The organism is Microbulbifer sp. YPW1 (assembly GCF_013367775.1).
In the GTDB taxonomy this organism is placed as follows: Bacteria; Pseudomonadota; Gammaproteobacteria; order Pseudomonadales; family Cellvibrionaceae; genus Microbulbifer.
In genome coordinates, this window is the sequence record NZ_CP055157.1 from 922,234 (window position 1) to 941,364 (window position 19,131).

Below are 19,131 nucleotides of genomic sequence, written 5' to 3' on the forward strand. Positions count from 1 at the left end.
TCCCCTATTTATTGCGCCATATTGAAGCTGATCTTGGTTTTTACACCAGGCACTTCAATTGGCTCGCCGTCAACAACCCGCGGCTTGTACTTGTACTTCAGGGCCGACTTCACCGCTGCGCGGTTGAAGATGGTGGTCGGGTTGCCATCTTTGGTGAAGGCTTCAACCACTCGCGGATCCCGTACAGAACCGTTCTTGGTCACCGTATATTCCACAACTACCCAGCCCTCGATACCACGCTGCAGTGCGCGACGGGGGTACTGAGGCTGAACCTTTACGATAGGCAGGTAGTCCCCTTCGGTGGCAAAACCACCAATACCACCTACCTTCACTGCGGCGCTTGCAGCAGGAGCAGACATGTTCAGGGCATTGTCTATATCCGGCTGGTCAAACTCCGGCTCCGGCATATCGGGTGGCGGAGTTTCAGGCTCGTCGGGTTTATCCGGTTTGCTGGTATCGTATTTGGTTTCGATCTTCGTCTCAGGCATTACGACGTCTGCCACCTTGATAGGCTCTTCCTCATCGGGAGCCTTCATGTTGGCTTCAATCAGCTGATGCATGGTGAAGATCAGGGCGAAAGTCGTGGCTACCGCCAGCGCACCTGCCCCTGCTAGTCTTACCGGGTTCATAGCTGTTAACTCTTCTCTGTAGCGACCGACACTTTCTCGATTCCGATCTTCCTGGCCGCGTCCGCGATCAGGGCAACCTTCTCGATACTCGCCTTTTTATCGGGCTGAATTACCAACCACCCTTTCGGGTTTTCTGCGTAGAGACGTTCCAGGGTGTTCTTCACCAGGCGATCATCTACCTGCTCTTTGGCAATCCAGATTTCATTGTTGTCGTTAATCGCTACCAGAATAGAGGCGGCTTTGAGATCAGCGGTTGTCGCTTCCGGCTTCAGTACGTCAATCCCCGGCTCCTTGATAAAGGTCGCGGTGACGATGAAGAAGATCAGCATGATGAACACCACGTCCAGCATGGGCGTGAGGTCAATCGCTTGCCCTTCTTCTTCAGCCGTATTCTGTTTTCTGCTCATTGCAACTCTCTTTAGCGAAATGCTATTAGCGAGATTTGGCCCTGTGGAGCTTTCACCTCAAGCATATTGATAGTGAAAGCTCCCCGATTTGGCTAAACCTTCTCGGATCGCGGCAAGACCCTGCGGCACTTACCGGTCACCTTAACTGTGGTGCTATCAGTGATCCATCGTCAGATGGTCTTCCAGCAGCTGAGTTTCGCGCTCTGCGGTACGGGTGATGTAAGTGTTGGCAAACACCCCAGACAGTGCGGTCACCATACCCGCCATAGTCGGGATGGTGGCCATGGATACACCACTGGCCATTTGCTTTGCATCACCACCGCCGGTAATCGCGAGAACTTCGAACACGTTGATCATGCCCCAAACGGTACCCAGCAGGCCGAACAACGGCGCGAGGGCTACACAGGTCTGAATCATGTCCATGTTGCTCTGAATTTTCTCGGATACCCGGGAAACCAGTGCGTAGCGGATCTGGTGAGCACCCCAGGATTTGCGCTCAGGGCGCGCTTCCCAGGTGTCCACAGCGCCCTGAACATCACTCTTCAGGGCACCCTTGAAGTAGAAGAACCGCTCGAAAATCAGCGTCCACATGAAGAAGGTCAGGCCGGCGATCAGGAGTAGTACTGGCCCGCCCGACGCCATAAAGGCGTTGACGGCGGCCCATGCGTCATTCAATGCGTGCATGTTGCCGCCTCCTCTTATTTACGCTCAGCGTTTTCTGCAACGATACCAGCACTCTGTTCGTCCAGGATGTGCAGGATGCGCTTGGCACGGCCGTTCACGATGGTGTGCAGCAGCACAGTCGGGATGGCCACACACAGACCCAGAACGGTGGTTACCAGTGCAGAGGAGATACCACCAGCCATGGCTTTAGGATCGCCCGCGCCGAAGATGGTGATCGCCTGGAAGGTGATGATCATACCGGTAACGGTACCCAGCAGACCCAGCAGCGGAGCAACCATGGCAATGATCTTCAGCAGGTTCAGACCGGATTCGATGGCCGGACGCTCTTTCAGCACCGCTTCTTCCATCTTCAGTTCCAGAGTCTCGCCGTCGACACCTTTGTTCTCTTCCGCTACGGACAGAACACGACCCAGCGGGTTGTTGGTGTTCGGGGTAGAGGAACGCAGCTGAGAGTTAACTTTGGCGTTAACACCAGACAGCACGATCAGACGCCAGACAGCCAGCAGTACCGCAACCACACCAACACCGGTGATGATGTAGCCCACGATGCCACCCTGGTGCCAACGCTCAACGATGCTCGGGCTCGCGATCATGGCTTTCAGGTAGGAGCCGCCGGTAGGACCAGTCGGGTCGATGCCGAATGCGGTGAAGCCGCTGGTAGCTGCCTGCAGGTCAGACGCCATGCTCAGGTACTTACCGTCGGGCTGACGGATCAGCTCGGCCATTTTCTGGTTGTCGTTCATTTCCAGGTATTTACCGTTGGAAACCAGGTTGAAGTTACCTACACGAACCACTTCCTGCTCGGCCTGTTCGCCGTCGGGCAGGATCACGGTGCCGTTGAACTTAACAACTTTGCCGGATTCCACGGTTTCACGCTGCAGTTCGTACCACAGACGCTCGATTTCCTGGATGGTCGGCAGCTTGGTAGCGGAGTTCATTTTTTCGATCAGCTGATCGAGGAACTCGGCGCGGCCCGGGTACTGGGCCGAGACCAGGGAGGTATCCAGGTTGGCGCGCAGGTCGCCAGCGGTGGAAGTCAGGTGGCCGAACAGTTCTTTCAGAGAGCCGAGGCGCTCGTCCAGCTGCTGACGCTTCTGCTGAACCAGCAGTTCCTGTTCTTCGTACTTCTTCTCCAGCGCCGCAGAGCGGGCTTCTTCAGAAGCGCGAGTGTTCTCAGCCTGGCTCAGCAGGGAAGCCTGGTTAGCCTTCTGACGACGGAAGTCAGCTTCGCGTTTTTTGTGCTCGGCAGACTCGGAAATTTTAGAGCTCTGAACCATCTTCAGCAGTTGGTCCAGGGAAGTAGCTTTGTCCTGGGCTACAGCGGAAACGCTGATCAGGCCAGCGGCAGCTACTGCGAGTACGCTTTTGGCGATGGTTTTCATTGCGCAGCCTCCGGAGCCGGAATCGGCATAGTCATGATGTCGGTAGTGGCCTGTTTCTTGGCGATTTTCAGACCCTGCATGATTGCACGGCGGTATTCGCCGGAATCAACTTCAACCCAAGCTTTCTGCTCTTTGTCGTACGCCAGAGAGATTTTGGAGTCGGTGGTCTGAGCTACCAGAGCGATACGGCCGATCTGCAGTACGTTGACTTCGCGGTCCTGACCGTTCACGTTCAGGGTGTCGCCGTAGCTGTCGATCTTGCGCGCGTATTCCGCTTCGAAGTTGTACAGTTCCAGCACCTGACGGAATTTCTCCGCTACAGTGATATCGGAACGGTCCATATTGTTCTTAACACCTTCGAGGTTGGACTTACGCTCGGCCAACTTGAAGGGGGCGTCCAGTTCGATGAACTGCTCCAGACCGTCCAGCATACGCAGGATCAGAGGCTGGATCTGACGCTCGATCACGGTTACCTGATCGATGGACTCGTCGAGGTCCTTGATCACGGCCAGCTGGTTGGCCAGCTGCTTTTCGAGCTGGCGGTTATATACGCGCAGGCCGTCGATTTGCTTGTTCACTACCTTGAACTCGGTCAGCAGTTCAGAGGTTTCCTGAGCGATCTTGTCGATGCGCTTTTGAGATGCAGTTGCCGCAGCAGTTTTCTGCTGGCCAACCTTGAGGACGTTATCGAGTGTGTCCGCAGTGGCTACGCTACCGTACAGTGCGCCGGCAGACAGCGCAGTGGTCAGCGCCACAGCCATGAATCGCTTGGTTTTCATTAGACCCCCCAGTGGGTTCAATATTTCACAACATGGTCGCGATGGATTAGCTGCCACAACGCGGTATTTTTTGGTTTGAAGACAGCTAAGAGCCGCACATTGTAAACAGCCGTTTTGATTATTCAAATGCCGATTGACTGAGCCACTTGAGCTGTGTAGCTGGGTAACACTCGGGTAACACCCTCGAGTTCCATGCACACATATGCGGCGGTTTACATTGCACAACATTTAACCAAAACTACCCGATAGGGCATTTTTTAGTCAAACTGTTTTTTATTTAAACCTGTCGTACTGGACTAAGCAGTAGTTGTATTCGTCCTTCTCAGACGCCGGGTAACAGTCCCGACTGACTTCCTGCCAGGTTTCGTCCAGCGCAGGGAAGAAGGCATCTCCCTCGACTTCAGTATCCACCTCGGTCACATACAAACGCTGTGCCAGAGGTATTGCCTGTCGATAGATCTCTGCACCGCCGATCACCATTACCTCATCGACCCCGTCCCGGGCAGCGGTGTTCACGGCGACGGTCAGCGCCTGCTCCAGTGACGAGACGACGGTGACCCCATCGACGCACCAGTCAGGGTTGCGGGTAATGACGATATTCTGCCGCCCGGGCAGCGGTCGCCCGATGGATTCGAAGGTTTTGCGCCCCATCACCACCGGCTTGCCGAGGGTGGTGCGCTTGAAAAACTGCAGGTCCCCGGAGATGCGCCAGGGCAGCGCATTCTCACGACCGATGGCGCGGTTGCGCGCCATCGCCACAATCATCGCCAGACTAGGCGAAGCCGCAGCCATTACACCGCCACCGGTGCGGGAATATGCGGGTGCGCCTCGTACCCCTGAAGATCAAAGTCTTCGAAACGGAATGCAAACAGGTCATCAACTTCGGGATTGAGCACCATCTTCGGCAGCGGCAGCGGCTCGCGGGAGAGCTGCTCTTCTACCTGCTGCATATGATTGGAGTAGAGGTGGGCATCGCCAAAAGTGTGCACGAAGTCCCCCGGCTCGAGGCCGCATACCTGCGCCAGCATCAGGGTAAGCAGGCTGTAAGAGGCGATATTGAAAGGTACCCCAAGGAAAATATCCGCACTGCGCTGGTACAGCTGACAGCTCAGCTTGCCGTCGGCGACATAGAACTGGAACAGCGCGTGACAGGGCGCCAGCGCCATCTTTCCGGCGCGGGCATTGTCACTCGGTGAAACGCCCTCGTCGGGCAGGTCCGAAGGATTCCACGCACTGACGATCAGGCGGCGGGAATCGGGACGGGTCTTGAGCTGCTGAACCAGCTCACTGATCTGGTCGATGTGGCGCCCGTCTGCGGTGGGCCACGAGCGCCACTGGTAGCCATAGACCGGCCCCAGGTCGCCCTCTTCCGAGGCCCACTCATCCCAGATACGCACACCGTTTTCCTTCAGGTACCCGATATTGGTATCCCCCTTCAGGAACCACAGCAGCTCGTGAATAATCGAGCGCAGGTGGCACTTCTTGGTGGTGATCAGCGGGAAGCCCTCGGCCAGGTCGAATCGCATCTGGTAACCGAACACACTGCGGGTGCCGGTACCGGTACGGTCGCTCTTATCGGTGCCGTTGTCGCGCACGTGACGCATAAGATCCAGATACTGCTTCATTTATATCTCTTGGCTGGTAATTGATTAGGGTGAGGCGGCCGATGCCGACTTTGCCTTATTTGGCCTGCTTGGCCGGGCTCTTGGCGGTGCCGGCAGCGCCCCTGGACGCTCGCTTTTCTTCCCCCTGGCCACGGCCCTCTGGCATTGGCTGGGTGCGGTAGCTCCAGATCAGCAGGATGATGCCACAGGCGATCATCGGCAGGCTGAGCAGCTGGCCGCGGGTCATCCAGCCGAACATCACGTCAATGCCGATATCCGGCTGACGCACGAATTCCACGATGAAACGGAAGCACCCATATAGAAGGATGAACAGACCACCGACCGCGAGGCGCGGACGCGGCTTGCTGGAGAAAATCCACAGCACCACAAACAGCACCAGCCCCTCCAGGAAAGCCTGGTAGAGCTGGGACGGGTGGCGCACCAGGTGTTCCGGGTCGCGGGGGAACACCATGCCCCAGGGCACATCGGTCTCACGCCCCCACAGCTCCTGGCCGATAAAGTTGCCGAGACGGCCAAGACCAAGGCCGATGGGAACCAGTGGGGCAACGAAATCGATCAGTGCAGGGAAGGTGGTGCCTATCTTGCGCGCATAAATGGTCGCCGCAATCATGACCCCGATCAGACCACCGTGGAAGCTCATGCCCCCTTCCCACACCTTGAACAGGCTGAGGGGATGGGCCACCAGTTCACTGAAGTTGTAAAAAAACATGTATCCGAGTCGGCCACCGATCACCACGCCGAGGGCGCAAAACAGGATCAGGTCTTCGACTTCCGACTTGATCACCGGGGACCACGGCTTCTCTGCGCGACGCATCGCCAGCCACCAGGCGGCGGCAAATCCCGCCAGGTACATCAGGCCATACCAGTGGATTTTGAGGGGCCCGATGGCGACAGCAACGGGATCAATCTCGGGGTAAGTCAGCATGCTCAAACCGCAGTTATTGAAAGTGGGCGTTATTATGGCATTGAGGAAATGACTATTGCGAGACGCTATGTGCCTGCTTTTGATCGCCTACCGCCAGCATCCCCGCTATCCGCTATTACTGCTGGCAAACCGCGACGAGTTTTACCAACGCCCTACAGCTCCGGCCAGGCCGTGGGGGGATAGCCCGATTACGGCGGGTCGCGACCTGGAGGCCGGGGGTACCTGGCTCGGGGTCACCCCCACTGGCCGCGTAGCGGCAGTGACCAACATCAGGGAGCCCGGTGCGCCGGAACCCGCACGGGTACTCTCCCGGGGAGAGATCCCGGTGAATTTTCTCACTGGTGACCAGCCCCCCGCAGACTACGCTGCCGGACTGCCCGCGTCCCGCTATCGCGGGTTCAACGCCCTGCTGTTTGATCACCGCGCAAGCACCCCCCTGGTGTGTGCGGGTAATCGGCACTTGCCCTTTGCCATGGTCCCCGGCGTGCACGGCATTTCCAACGGAGCACCGGATGCGCCCTGGCCCAAGGTCACCCATGGTTGCCAGGCGCTTTCGGCCCTGGTTGCAGCGATGCCATCGAAAGTGGATATGGAAACCTTTGTCGCTCCGGCGCTGACGTTGCTCGCCAACGACACCCGCGCTGCCGATGTGCAACTCCCGGATACCGGGGTGGGACTGGCGATGGAGCGGGCGCTTTCCCCTATTTTTGTACGTATCGACAACGAAGACGGCATCCGGGATGACAGCCCGTTGCATCAGGGCTATGGCACCCGCGCCAGCACCCTGGTGGCCGTGGACAGCTCCGGCGGCGTGCAATTGTGGGAGCAGACTTATATTGACGGACGGGTCAGCGGCGATCTGCGCCACTTTTCCTATCCAGCGAACTGAGCGCCCGCCCTCCCACACCGGTGCGGCGCGATACAAGTAACGCTGCATTTCCCGCCTGTTTGGCGCCGGTTTCCCACATATCCCGCGTCGCGACCGGTTATGCCGCCAGATTCATTTTCACTTCCCCGTATCTCGTAAGGTGAAAAGAAGTTCGCGCCCAGCAAATTTCGCATTTGTTGCCATACTTAATTTCACAGGCAGGCGGATGTTGAGATACGCGCAAGCGGTCTCCGGCTCCGTCTCTATAAAAGGAAGGTCGCGCGGGATGCTCGACTAAGGTGCGCCGCCGGCGGGTTTGTCCCGTCGTCTAGCGGGAATCAGGCGCGCCGATGGTTGGGAAGGTATGAACGATCGGGCTCCCGGCTTCCGCACTGTAAACCGGCGCCCTGCAGTATCGCTGAGGTACCATGTCATATTTCATTCCAGAGCGTCGCAAACGCAAGTCACCGCTGCCGTTGATTTTTCTCGGTAGCCTGTGTGTGTTTGCCCTCTATTACGCATTCACTGCCAATCAGAAAACGGTGCCGGTATTACCGGAGAACGCCGTGCGGCCGCATCTGGTGAACTGGCTGGAGGATAACCCCGACGCCTGGCCCGCGCAGGATCCGATTTTCAATCCGGTGGCAGTGCGCCGCATCTACCGGCGCACGGACTACAGACTGCTGTGGTTTGATAACTACAGCCTGAGCGATACCGCCAACGATCTGCTCAAGCAGCTCACCGCTTCGAGTTCCGGCAACCCGAGCAGCATGGTGGACTACCGCTATCACCTGGGTTATTTCGATCGCACCCTGCGCGACACACCACAGCGCCTGCAAATGGCCGCGGTGCTCGACGTACTGCTCACCGATGCGTTTATTTCCTATGCCCAGGATACGCAGCTCGACAAGCTCAATCCCAGCGCACCCAAGCACCAGCCGCGACTGCGTCGCAAGGACATCACCCCGGTCAACCTCACCGAGGGCGGGTTCATGATGGCCAGTACCCGCAGCTACCCCGCTGATGCGCGCCAGTATGCTGCCAACGACAACGGTCGCCAGTACTTCCGCGGCTACAATCGCGGCAGCCAGAATACACAGACCGTGGACCGCTCGCGCTACTACACCCAGCGCCGCGGCACCGCCCAGCAGCGCGGCAATGCCTACAGCTCCGGCTCCCGCTATGGCACCAGCCATTCTGCGCGCTACTCTACCCGCAGCTACCCGCAGACCTATCCCCGGGCTATGCCGCGCTTCCGCAACCTGCAGGATGAGGGCTCCGGCCTGACGCCCAGTCATGGTGAAGGACTGTTCATTGAGGAGAACACCCCCTTCGGCAGTGACGCACAGGCCCTGCGCGAGCAGCTTGCACGCTACCGCAACATGGCCGCCTCCGGCCGCTGGCGCCCGCTGCCCGCAGGCCCGGCAATGACCATCGGCGCCAAGCACAACAACGTGGTCTACCTGCGCAACATGCTCGCCGTGTACGGGGATTACTACGGCTACGGCGATATGAACAGCAAGAAGTTCGACCAGAGCCTGCACCAGGCGGTGGTGCGCTTCCAGATCCGCCACGGACTCAAGCCAGACGGGATTGTGGGCAAGCAGACCCGCGAGCGCCTGAATATCTCCCCTACCGCACGTGCGCACATCATCGAGGCCAATATCCGCCGTCGGGAAAAGCTGCCCGCCAACCTCGGCGACCGCTTTATCCAGGTTAACGTCCCTGGTTACAGGCTCAACTATGTGGAACACGACCGCATCAAGCTGTCGATGAATGTGGTGGTGGGCAAGAAGATTCACCAGACACCGGAGATCAATACTCGCGTCGCTCGCGTGGTGTTTAACCCCACCTGGACGGTACCGCGCAGTATTCTGGTGAATGAGATTCTGCCCAAGGCCCGCGCCAATCCTCACGGCATGGAAAATATGGGTTACCGGGTGGTCAACGGCAGTGGTGAGTATCTGCCGCTGAGCTCCCAGAACCTGAAGCGCGCCGCGGCTGGTGGTTTCCTGATGCGCCAGAAGGGCGGGGAGCAGAACATTCTCGGCCGGATAAAATTCGAGATTCCCAACTCGGATGATATCTACCTGCACGACACCCGCGCCAAGAGCCTGTTCGGCCTTACCGATCGCGACTACAGCCACGGCTGCGTGCGCCTGGCCAAACCCCGGCAGCTGGCCGAGGTACTGCTGCGGGACGAGCCTGGCGACTGGAGCCGCTACCGTATCGAGCAGCTGACCACCGGCGACGAAACCACCGAGGTGCGCATGAGCAAAAATGTGAAGGTGTACCTCACCTACTGGACCGCCTGGGTCGACGGTGAGGGCCGCATGCACTTCCGCCCCGACATCTACGGCAAAGATGGCCTCGCGGTGAACCAGTTCAACTGAACACAAGCAATCGCAGCCACTAGCGAGTCGCTTTAACCCACTTCTCTCACTGCCCACTGCACTGCCGGGTGGAAGATCCACCCGGCAGTTATTCCGAATCCTCGCGAAATCCCCCCTCCGCATACCCCAATCTTATTTGGCGCCAATCCGGTCACAAGTTACCAATTAGAGGCACAGGGTTCACCCACAGCGCACCTGAGCCTCGGATTCGACGATTTCCGACTCTTCTGCCAACCGTGGGCCGCCCGACCGTGTAACGGGGCCGTTCGGCCGGCATAGCGTAGATCAGGGGTCACTGATGGGTAACAGACTGGGTATTCAATTGAATCTGGGCGCCGCGGTAGTTCTGTCGCTGTCACTGGAGAGCGCCCCGCTGGAAGCGGCTTCGCAGGGGGAAACACAGACGCCAGATACAGCGCCCCCCACTCCACAGCAGATCACATCCAAGCGATCATCCACCGACTTCACCCCGTCGTCCGGCGACTCGGTATTCACCACCGTATCCGGCTCCTACAGTCCGTTTACCCCCTACGGGCGTCAGTACGCACTGATGCGGGAAGAGCTGACGCGCTACCGCGCTCTCAGCGAGGGCGGGCACTGGCAGCCACTCCCCGAGGGACAGACACTCGCCCCCGGCGTGCGCGACCCGCGCGTCAGGGTATTGCGCAGTCTGCTGATGCAGTACGGCGATCTGCCCACAGCCAATGATATGGCCAGTGCCGAGTTACAGGACAACGACAGCAAAGACTCTACTGCTGAGCACTTCGACAGCGAAGTACGCATTGCCGTCGAGCGCTTCCAGCGTCGCCACGGTCTGCGCGCCGACGGTATCGTTGACAGCGCCACGCGCACGCACTTGAACACCCCGCCGGACAAGCGACTCGCCACTCTGCAGGCGAACCTCGATCGCTGGCAAAAGATGCCCAAGGACCTCGGCCCCCGCCATATTGTGGTCAACATTCCCGATTACACCCTGCGTTTGATCGAAGGAGATCAGGAGCAGTACCGGATGCGTGTGGTGGTGGGAAAATCCAAACACCCCACGCCACAGCTCAGCACCCGCCTGACCAGGGTGGTGTTCAATCCCACCTGGACGGTACCGATCAATATTGCGGTACGCGAGCTACTGCCCAAGGGCAGCGCCAACCTCACTGCGGGCGGCTATCGCCTGGTCAACAATCGCGGCAAATCCGTCCCTTTCAGCGGCCGCAACCTGCGCGCCCTGCGCCTTGGCAGTGTGGCACTGCAACAGCGCGGTGGTGAGGGCAATGCCCTCGGGCGCTTCAAATTCGTGATTCCCAACCAGCAGGCCATCTTCCTGCACGACACCCAGAAGAAAGAACTCTTCAGCCGCAGTAAACGCGCTTACAGCCACGGCTGTATCCGCCTGGAAAAACCACAGGAATTTGCGCAGATCGTACTTGCCGACCAGGGCAAGCGTCCCGGCAAATGGAACGCCGAAAGACTATCGCGCTACACCACCGGCACCCGTACCCGGGCGGTGGCACTGGATCAGCCGATCCCGGTGCACATCGTCTACTGGACGGCCTGGGTTGATGAAGAGGGATTACTCAACTTCCGCCCGGATATTTACGGTCGCGACAGCACCCGGGAAACCGGAGACAGTGCCGCCGACAACAGCGAGCAGTAGCAGCGCCGCAGAATGAGGAATGGGGGTTCCCATGAGCAGTACCACTAACGAACAACATGTGCGATCCAAATACGGTCGCCATTTTTACGCCATCGTGGCACTGAGCTGCTGCGCCCTGCTGCCGCTGATGAAAACCGCGGCGGTCGAAGAACCCGAAGCCACGGGCGAACAGCCGGAAGTACTGACGGAACAAACGCTACCCGAGCAGGCACCGCGCAAGTCACCGCCAGAACGGTTGATAGCCGACAAACCTGATTCGGAAAAACCTGAGCCCAAACGGCCGTACTCCGGTGCCGATAGCGCAGTGCACTTTGCCACTGCCGGCAACCGTCTGCGGGAAGAGGCGGCGCGCTACCGCGAGCTGAACAGCCAGTGGCAGGCAATCGAGCCGGGCCTTCCCCTGCGCGCCGGCGATCAGGGACCGCGCGTGGGGCAATTGCGCAAGCTGCTCAACCTGTTCGGCGACTACACCGGTCAACCTGGCCCGGTATCTACTGGGGACATCAATCCCGAGCGATTCGATGCCGGCCTGCAACTGGCGGTGGAGTCCTACCAGCGCCGACACGGCATGGTTGTCACCGGTGTTGCAGACAAAGCCACATTGCGGGAACTTGAGCGCCCCCCCAAAGAGCTGGCGCGACTGCTGGAGCTGAATGCCAAGCGCTGGGACCAGCTGCCCGACAACCCGGGGCAGCGCTATATTCTGGTAAACGTTCCGGACTTCCGGTTGCAACTGGTCGATCGACAACGAATCGTGTTGTCGATGAAAACCGTGGTAGGCAAAAGCACCAAACGCACGCCGGAGATGACCACCAAAGTCGTATCCGTGGTATTCAATCCCACCTGGACGGTGCCGCGCAGCATCCTGCTGACCGATCTCCTGCCCAAAGCCCGTAATAATCCGGAAGCCATGCACAAACGCGGCTACCGGGTCGTGAAGTACGGCACCAACACCACTACTCCGATTAGCGACGAAAGTATCCAGAGTGCCGCCAGCGGCAAGGCCACCCTGCGCCAGATCTCAGGGCCCGGTAATACCCTCGGGCGGGTGAAGTTTGTTATCCCCAACAAGCAGGCCATCTTCCTGCACGACACCCAGGCGCAGAGCCTGTTTGAGAACCACCACCGGGCGTACAGCCACGGCTGTATCCGCCTGCAGCAACCGGAGGAGTTGGCTTACGCCCTGCTCGGCCAACAGGGCTGGGACAGAACCCGGGTCGCACAGGCGACCACCGGGGACGAATCGGTCACCATCAAGGTGGACGATCCGCCCAAGCTCTTCATCACCTACCTGACCGCCTGGGTTGACGGCCTGGGCAAGGTCAACTTCCGCCCGGACATCTACCACAGGGATAAATGACCCGAATCGCCTCCAAGGTATGCAAACGCCCACGGGGGCCCTGCCTTCTCATCACTTTGAGCAAAATATCCGCTACCCGTAACCCTTTGGTCCGGCCATAAGAGGTGGTTTCAGCGCACAGCCCCTTGCGCCAACAGCCCCTTTCGCGCACTGATCCACCGCAAAACCACGCCTAAAACCCGGTGGTCCCACGCACGCGTTGAAAAACCGCAAAAGCCAGAACCAGGCAGTCGCAGAAAAATAATTTTCTAATCATGACAACGTTGTCACCAAGATTTCGCGGCTTTGCACGGCGCACCCGGCAAAAAAAATCCGAAAGCCGTAGGCTGCTAGAAAAAAAACACCAGGCTATTTTTTGACCAATTCGCGATAAGCCCTGATCGGTTTGTAACCAATGATTATTTTTCGTACAGTGCAGCCATACCGAGATGCAGGGGAAGCGACTCGAAGACTAGAAGCTCATGACGGCAACACTCACTACTAAACCAAAGGCGGTAACAGGGTATGAAAGAACTTTCACGACGCAGGTTTTTGGCAGTTTCTGCAGCTACCGCGGCGGCGGTTTCAGCCGGCCCCGCACTGGCAAAAGTAGGCAAGTCGCGCAACCTGAAAATGCGCAACCTGCACACCGGTGAGCGCCTGAATACCGCCTACTGGGCGGATGGCGACTACGCAAGCAGCGGCCTGAAGCAATTCAACCGACTGCTGCGCGACCACCGCGCCAACGAAGTTACACGTATGGACCCGAAACTGTTCGATATCGTGTACAAGCTGAAAGAAAAGCTGAACTACAACGGCGAAATCGAGATCATCTCCGGATACCGCTCGCCGAAGACCAACGCCAAGCTGCGTGCAGCGGGCCGAGGTGTGGCACGCCGAAGCTACCACACCCGCGGTATGGCACTGGATATCCGTATGCCGGGTGTCGCACTGTCCAAAGTACGCCAGGCTGCTCTGGACCTGAAAGCGGGCGGTGTGGGTTACTACCCGAAGAGTAACTTCGTACACGTCGATACCGGTCCGGTACGCCGCTGGTAATCACCAGCCGCGCTGGCCAGAACCAAAAAACCCAGGCTATGCCTGGGTTTTTTGCGTCTGAAGTCTGCGTAAAAGCGCGCGGCGCTAGTCCTCCGCCGGGGTAGTCAGGCTGACTGGGGTCATGTCCTCTTCGCGCGCGGGCACCCGGGTATCACCAGAGATCAATCCCAATAATGTCTCGATCTGCTGTCGGCTGCGCTGCAGCTCCGCCGGTGCCGCCAGTTCAATGGGGTCTTCCATTTTCAACAGGCGCGCCTCCAACTGGAGAAACACCTGCTCCAGTGCCGCGGTCTGGTGACGGTCCAGTAACAGATCCGCCAGGCCACCACCGCCTTCCGGCAGCCAGCTAGCCTGCAGATTTCGCAGCATCGCCAGCAACGCCTGCTTCGAATCGGCCGCGCGGCCGCTTTCCACATCACTTTCCGAACTCTCGGGTAGCCGCGGCAACACTTCGTTATTGATCAGGTCCATATGCGCGGAACGAATCCACTGCAGGCGCGCCGCGGGGGGCTTGGCCAGATAGCGCTGGGACAGGTCATTCGCCGTCAGCGGCCAGCGTGTCGCCAGTCCGGACAGATCCTCACGGATACCCTGGGTAATCAAACGGGTCAACTCGCGACGGCGGTTGGAGGCCTGGGCCTCGGGCTGCTCACCGCCGCTGACCTTGGCAAACTGTTCCGCACTGCGCTCACTGGTGGGCCCCCACAACATGACCTCCAGCGCGTGAAAGCCGGTGCTGGCCTCTTCATGGGCGGTCAGGCGATGCTGCTTGCGCAGGTTTGCGAGGGTGAGCTCAATGGCGGTGTCGTTGACGATACCGCTGGTGGAGTAGCCGGGCACCGTATCCAGATAACCGGCCTGGGTGGGCCAGCTGTCCAGTGCCAGCATCAGCTCTTTGCCTTGCTGCTGCAGGTCAGCCGGTGAAAAGGCCACCTTGATAAACGGCAGTGCACCAGCCAGTTCCCGGTGCGCATCCAGCCAAGCCAGCTTGGCCGCCTCGAGATGATCCTCGGTGGGTGATTCCAACAGCTCAGCCACCGCGCGCTCCAGCGCCTGCCCGGCCGCTTCGGCATCGATGATCTGTGCCTGTCCCGCCTGCCAGTACTCTGTGGAGAAGGTTTCCGCGGCGGCTTTGTCGATCACCTGTGCCGACGCCACCGGCGCACTGGATTCCTCCTCGGTTTCCGGAGCCTTGCGCTCGCATCCGCTTGCCAGCACCAGCAGCCCACTCAGGGCCAGTGCCAGCGGTAGCGCCCGGGCCAAGGGCGGGAGAGACTTATTGACTGCGTATTTCACGTATTTTCCTGAACTGTGCGTAGTTAGACCGATTTCCGCGCCGCGATTACCGCTGCAGCACGCTGGTAAATTCCTCGCTATCGCCGCGCAGGCTGATTACCTGCCAGCCCCGGGACAGCGCTTCGTCCCGCAGGCGCGTATCCGGGTCGACCGCCACCGGGTGCTCAACCTGCTGCAACAGCGGCAGATCGTTGATGGAGTCGCTGTAAAACCATTTCTCCCCGCTGGCATAGCGCGGATTCTGTTCCAGCCACTGTTGCAGGCGGATGACCTTGCCCTCCTGAAAACAGGGCTCGCCGGCCACACGGCCGGTAAATTTGCCATCGACCTCTTCCGGCTCGGTAGCCAGCAGAGTGTCCACTCCCAGCCGGGTGGCGATGGGTTCCACCACAAAGCGGTTGGTGGCGGTGATGATCATAATGTGGTGACCGGCCTCCCGGTGGTGCTGGATCAGCGTTTCCGCGTGGGGCAACCAGATGTCGCTGATCACTTCGTGCATGAATTCCCGCTGCAGATTTCGCAGCTGCCCGCGGGACAGTTGCGCCAGCGGCTCCAGGGCGAACGACAGGTAGGCGAAAATATCCAGGCTGCCGCTCTGGTATTCCCGCAGGAAGCGATCGTTCTCACTGCGGAAGCGATCGCCATCCACACATTCGCGGGTTACCAGAAATTCACCCCAGGCGTGATCACTGTCACCGCCAATCAGGGTGTTATCCAGGTCAAAAATCGCCAGCTGCACAAAATTCTCCTTTATTGACTATAGGCAACACTGACGCGCAGGTTGCCCGAACGGCCATTTTTTACGCCAAACCGACGTCGCCGCTGTAATGCTGGCGGGGGAAAACCGCCCTCACCAATCTCCAAGGCGGGAGATTTTACCCCGCTGCGGCGGCAGCTTGCACCGACCGATGTCACCGAATTGCCGTAATTCAGTCGCTGTGGAACAATGCAGAACATTATGGTGCGTCAGGTATCCAATACCGCTCTGGTAACGCACCGGCAAATTTGAGGACGGCATTTTGGGCGACGGCAAGCAGACTCCAGCCGGGCGTAAAAACCGCCGCAGACCCGCCAGATCTTCCGCGCGCAACGACAAATCCGGCGGCGGAAAAGCCCCCCGCAAGTCGGGTGCGGAAAAATCTGGTACGACTTCGGACAACGATAGCAATATCGACAGTGAAGGCTTCCGGCCCAACGTCGGCATCATTGTCCTGAACGAGCGCGGTCAGGCCCTGTGGGCGCGCAGGGTGGGTGGCAAAGACGCATGGCAATTCCCTCAGGGCGGCATCAACCCCGGCGAATCCCCGGAGCATGCGCTCTATCGCGAACTCTACGAAGAGGTCGGCCTGACCCGCAGTCAGGTTACCCTGCTCGCGAGCACCCGCGGATGGCTGCGCTACCGGCTGCCACAACGCTTGGTCAGGCGGCGCTCCGAGCCGCTGTGCATCGGCCAGAAGCAGAAATGGTACCTGTTGCAGCTGAACGCCGAAGAAAGCAACATCAGTTTCGAAAACGGCTACAAGCCAGAATTCGATCACTGGCGGTGGGTGAGTTACTGGCACCCGCTGACCAAGGTGGTGACCTTCAAACGGGAGGTTTACCGACGCGCGCTTACAGAGCTTGCGCCCACGCAATTACAATTGGAAAGACGCTGGCTGAAACGCGACCAGTAAATCTGTGCCTGCACCGGGAGCAGCCCGGCGCAGTTGCCGAGGAAAAATCCGGCAACCACAGAGCGCGACACGGCCAGTGACAGCCTCCGCAATTGGGCGGGGGTGGAAGAATACGGCGAGGAAGCCACTTTGCTCGGATCACTGCGCAGCATCGTTCAGGAAGTCAACACCGCCCGGGATCTCACCACCGCGCTGAACATCATTGTCCGGCGGGTGCGGGAGGTGATGGAAACCAAGGTGTGTTCGGTTTACCTGCGCGACAAACAATCCGGCAACTATGTGCTGATGGCCACCGAAGGCCTGAACCAGGACGCCGTTGGCCAGGTACATCTGGCCCCGGGCGAAGGCCTCGTGGGCAACGTCGCCACCCGCGAAGAGCCCATCAACCTCGAACACGCTGAGGCCCACCCCGCATTCCAGTACTTCCCCGCCACCGGCGAGGAGCGCTTCTCCGCCTTTCTCGGCACCCCCATCATCCACCATCGCAACGTGCTCGGCGTTCTCGTGGTTCAGCAGACCGAGCGGCGGCGCTTTGACGAGGGCGAAGAGGCCTTCCTGGTCACGCTTTCCGCACAGCTTGCCGGCGTTATCGCCCACGCAGAAGCCACCGGGGCCCTGGCCAACATGGGCCAGCAGCGCAACGAGACCAAGTTCACCGGCCTCGCCGCTTCCCCCGGGGTGGCCATCGGCCGCGCGCACATCGTCGCGCCGCCCGCCAACCTCGCCACCGTGCCCTTTGCCTGCACCATGGACGTCGAGGGGGAACTGAAGCTGTTCCACCAGGCCCTGGCCACGGCGCGGGATGAAATCCGCGATGTCGGCGAACGCCTGAAGAACGACCTCAACAAAGAGGAGCGCGCGCTCTTCGATGCCTATATCAGCATGCTCGACGACAACTCCATCGCCGTCGAGGTGTGCGAGCGCATCCGCCAGCAACTGACCGCCAGCCGTGCCTGGGCAGAAGTGATGCTGGAACACGTACGTCGCTTCGAAGCCATGTCCGACTCCTACTTCCGCGAGCGCGCCGCCGATGTACGCGACCTGGGCGCGCGGGTGCTGATGCACCTGCGCCAGCAGGAACTGAGCCTGCGCGAATACCCGGACAATACCGTGCTGGTTGGCGAGGAGCTGACCGCATCCGTGCTGGCAGACGTGCCGCGGGAAAAACTCGCCGGGATGGTCTCCATCAAAGGGTCCTCCAACAGCCATGTGGCCATCATTGCCAGGGCCATGGGGGTACCGGCGGTAATGGGCGTCCAGGAACTGCCATGGGAGCAGGTGGACGGGGTCGAGCTGGTGGTGGACGGCTACCGCGGTGAACTGCATATCCATCCCGGCCCCGAACTGAAGCGCCGTTACGACGCGATTGTGGAAGAAGAGCGCGAACTCGCGCGCAATCTGGACCATCTGGCCAAACTCCCATGCGAGACCGCCGACGGCCACCGGGTACGGCTGTGGGTGAATACCGGGCTGATGGCGGATGTGGTGCGCTCGCTCGAACGCGGCGCGGAGGGCGTTGGCCTGTACCGCACCGAAGTACCTTTCCTGCTGCGCGACCGCTTCCCCTCGGAAGAGGAGCAGCGTGAAATCTATCGCGAACAGTTACAGGCTTTTGCACCGCGCCCGGTGACCATGCGCACCCTGGATATCGGCGGCGACAAGGCACTTTCGTATTTTCCGATTGAGGAAACCAACCCGTTCCTCGGCTGGCGCGGTATCCGCGTGACTCTCGACCACCCGGAGATTTTCCTGGGCCAGGTGCGCGCGATGATGAAAGCGAGCCTGGGGCTCGACAATCTGCGCATCATGCTGCCGATGATCAGTGGTGTCGGCGAGCTGGAAGCTGCACGCAAGCTGGTGGACCGGGCTTACGATGAACTGGTGGATGAGGGCTACGCGATCCAGCGTCCTCCACTCGGCATCATGATCGAGGTGCCGTCAGCGGTATACCAGGCGCGCGAGCTGGCCAAGCGGGTGGAATTCATGTCCGTGGGCAGTAACGACCTGACCCAGTACCTGCTGGCGGTAGACCGTAATAACAGCCGCGTAGCCGGCGTGTACCACAGCTTCCATCCAGCGGTGCTGCAAGCACTGCTGCAGGTAGTTACTGCCGGGCACGAGACCAGTACCAAGGTGGGTATCTGTGGCGAGCTGGCTGGCGATCCCGGTGGCGCGCTGCTGCTGGTGGCGATGGGCTACGACGTTCTGTCGATGAACGCCACCAACCTGCCGCGGGTTAAGGCCGCGCTGCGGGAGGTGAAAAAATCGGATCTCGACCGCCTGCTCCAGCAGGTACTGACAATGGAGTGCCCGGAGCAGATTGAGGAAAAGCTGCGCGGGTATTTACAGGATCTGGGGATCGGCGGGCTGGTACAGCCGCAGCAGGCTGAGGCCAGTTCGGATACCTGACCCCGGGGATTC

The 19,131-nt window shown here is 59.7% G+C and carries 17 protein-coding genes; 7 read left to right on the forward strand and 10 right to left on the reverse strand.

Going from position 1 to position 19,131, the window contains the following annotated elements:
* Positions 1-8 precede the first annotated feature (8 nt).
* The 8 genes from HUW35_RS03900 to lgt all read right to left on the reverse strand — a co-directional run bounded on the left by HUW35_RS03900 (position 9) and on the right by lgt (position 6,431).
* Positions 9-629 (reverse strand): energy transducer TonB, encoded by a 621-nt coding sequence (locus HUW35_RS03900; RefSeq protein ID WP_078085524.1) that lies wholly within the window; start codon positions 627-629, stop codon positions 9-11.
* A gap of 5 nt (positions 630-634) precedes the next feature.
* Entirely contained in the window at positions 635-1,036 is a 402-nt protein-coding gene (locus HUW35_RS03905; RefSeq protein WP_181254331.1) for a biopolymer transporter ExbD, read from the reverse strand.
* 156 nt (positions 1,037-1,192) lie between these two features.
* Entirely contained in the window at positions 1,193-1,720 is a 528-nt protein-coding gene (locus tag HUW35_RS03910) for a MotA/TolQ/ExbB proton channel family protein (RefSeq protein ID WP_181254332.1), read from the reverse strand.
* A gap of 14 nt (positions 1,721-1,734) precedes the next feature.
* Entirely contained in the window at positions 1,735-3,102 is a 1,368-nt protein-coding gene (locus HUW35_RS03915; protein WP_181254333.1) for a MotA/TolQ/ExbB proton channel family protein, read from the reverse strand.
* Positions 3,099-3,881: a DUF3450 domain-containing protein gene (locus HUW35_RS03920; protein ID WP_078085520.1), complete on the reverse strand. Its 783-nt coding sequence runs from the start codon at positions 3,879-3,881 to the stop codon at positions 3,099-3,101. Before HUW35_RS03920 ends, HUW35_RS03915 begins: the two co-directional genes overlap by 4 nt.
* Positions 3,882-4,154: 273 nt before the next feature.
* Positions 4,155-4,673, reverse strand: a complete 519-nt coding sequence (folA, locus tag HUW35_RS03925; RefSeq protein ID WP_181254334.1) for a type 3 dihydrofolate reductase — start codon at positions 4,671-4,673, stop codon at positions 4,155-4,157.
* On the reverse strand, positions 4,673-5,506 hold the full coding sequence (locus HUW35_RS03930; protein ID WP_181254335.1) for a thymidylate synthase: 834 nt from the start codon (positions 5,504-5,506) through the stop codon (positions 4,673-4,675). The genes folA and HUW35_RS03930 overlap by 1 nt, the downstream gene beginning before the upstream one ends.
* 55 nt (positions 5,507-5,561) lie before the next feature.
* A complete protein-coding gene (gene lgt, locus HUW35_RS03935; RefSeq protein WP_255463469.1) occupies positions 5,562-6,431 on the reverse strand; it encodes a prolipoprotein diacylglyceryl transferase in 870 nt (289 codons plus the stop codon).
* A 67-nt stretch (positions 6,432-6,498) separates the two neighbouring features.
* Here lgt and HUW35_RS03940 point away from each other — a divergent pair, with 67 nt between their 5' ends.
* The 5 genes from HUW35_RS03940 to HUW35_RS03960 all read left to right on the forward strand — a co-directional run bounded on the left by HUW35_RS03940 (position 6,499) and on the right by HUW35_RS03960 (position 13,741).
* Complete coding sequence (locus HUW35_RS03940; protein ID WP_181254336.1) at positions 6,499-7,320, forward strand: NRDE family protein; 822 nt, start codon at positions 6,499-6,501, stop codon at positions 7,318-7,320.
* Positions 7,321-7,727: 407 nt separating this feature from the next.
* Positions 7,728-9,692, forward strand: coding sequence for a murein L,D-transpeptidase (locus tag HUW35_RS03945; protein ID WP_181254337.1), 1,965 nt, complete (start codon positions 7,728-7,730; stop codon positions 9,690-9,692).
* A gap of 298 nt (positions 9,693-9,990) precedes the next feature.
* On the forward strand, positions 9,991-11,343 hold the full coding sequence (locus HUW35_RS03950) for a murein L,D-transpeptidase (RefSeq protein WP_181254338.1): 1,353 nt from the start codon (positions 9,991-9,993) through the stop codon (positions 11,341-11,343).
* Between the two features lie 31 nt (positions 11,344-11,374).
* Complete coding sequence (locus HUW35_RS03955) at positions 11,375-12,703, forward strand: murein L,D-transpeptidase (RefSeq protein ID WP_255463470.1); 1,329 nt, start codon at positions 11,375-11,377, stop codon at positions 12,701-12,703.
* A gap of 504 nt (positions 12,704-13,207) precedes the next feature.
* Positions 13,208-13,741 carry a DUF882 domain-containing protein gene (locus tag HUW35_RS03960; RefSeq protein WP_181254340.1) on the forward strand — a complete coding sequence of 178 codons (534 nt, stop codon included), beginning with the start codon at positions 13,208-13,210 and terminating at the stop codon, positions 13,739-13,741.
* Between the two features lie 84 nt (positions 13,742-13,825).
* Here the strand turns inward: HUW35_RS03960 and HUW35_RS03965 are convergent, their stop codons facing one another.
* Positions 13,826-15,037, reverse strand: a complete 1,212-nt coding sequence (locus HUW35_RS03965) for an imelysin family protein (RefSeq protein WP_255463471.1) — start codon at positions 15,035-15,037, stop codon at positions 13,826-13,828.
* Positions 15,038-15,083: 46 nt separating this feature from the next.
* Complete coding sequence (locus HUW35_RS03970) at positions 15,084-15,776, reverse strand: HAD family phosphatase (protein WP_181254341.1); 693 nt, start codon at positions 15,774-15,776, stop codon at positions 15,084-15,086.
* 430 nt (positions 15,777-16,206) lie between these two features.
* Here HUW35_RS03970 and rppH point away from each other — a divergent pair, with 430 nt between their 5' ends.
* On the forward strand, positions 16,207-16,710 hold the full coding sequence (gene rppH / locus HUW35_RS03975) for an RNA pyrophosphohydrolase (RefSeq protein WP_181255523.1): 504 nt from the start codon (positions 16,207-16,209) through the stop codon (positions 16,708-16,710).
* A 129-nt stretch (positions 16,711-16,839) separates the two neighbouring features.
* A complete protein-coding gene (ptsP, locus tag HUW35_RS03980) occupies positions 16,840-19,119 on the forward strand; it encodes a phosphoenolpyruvate--protein phosphotransferase (protein ID WP_181255524.1) in 2,280 nt (759 codons plus the stop codon).
* Positions 19,120-19,131 lie beyond the last annotated feature (12 nt).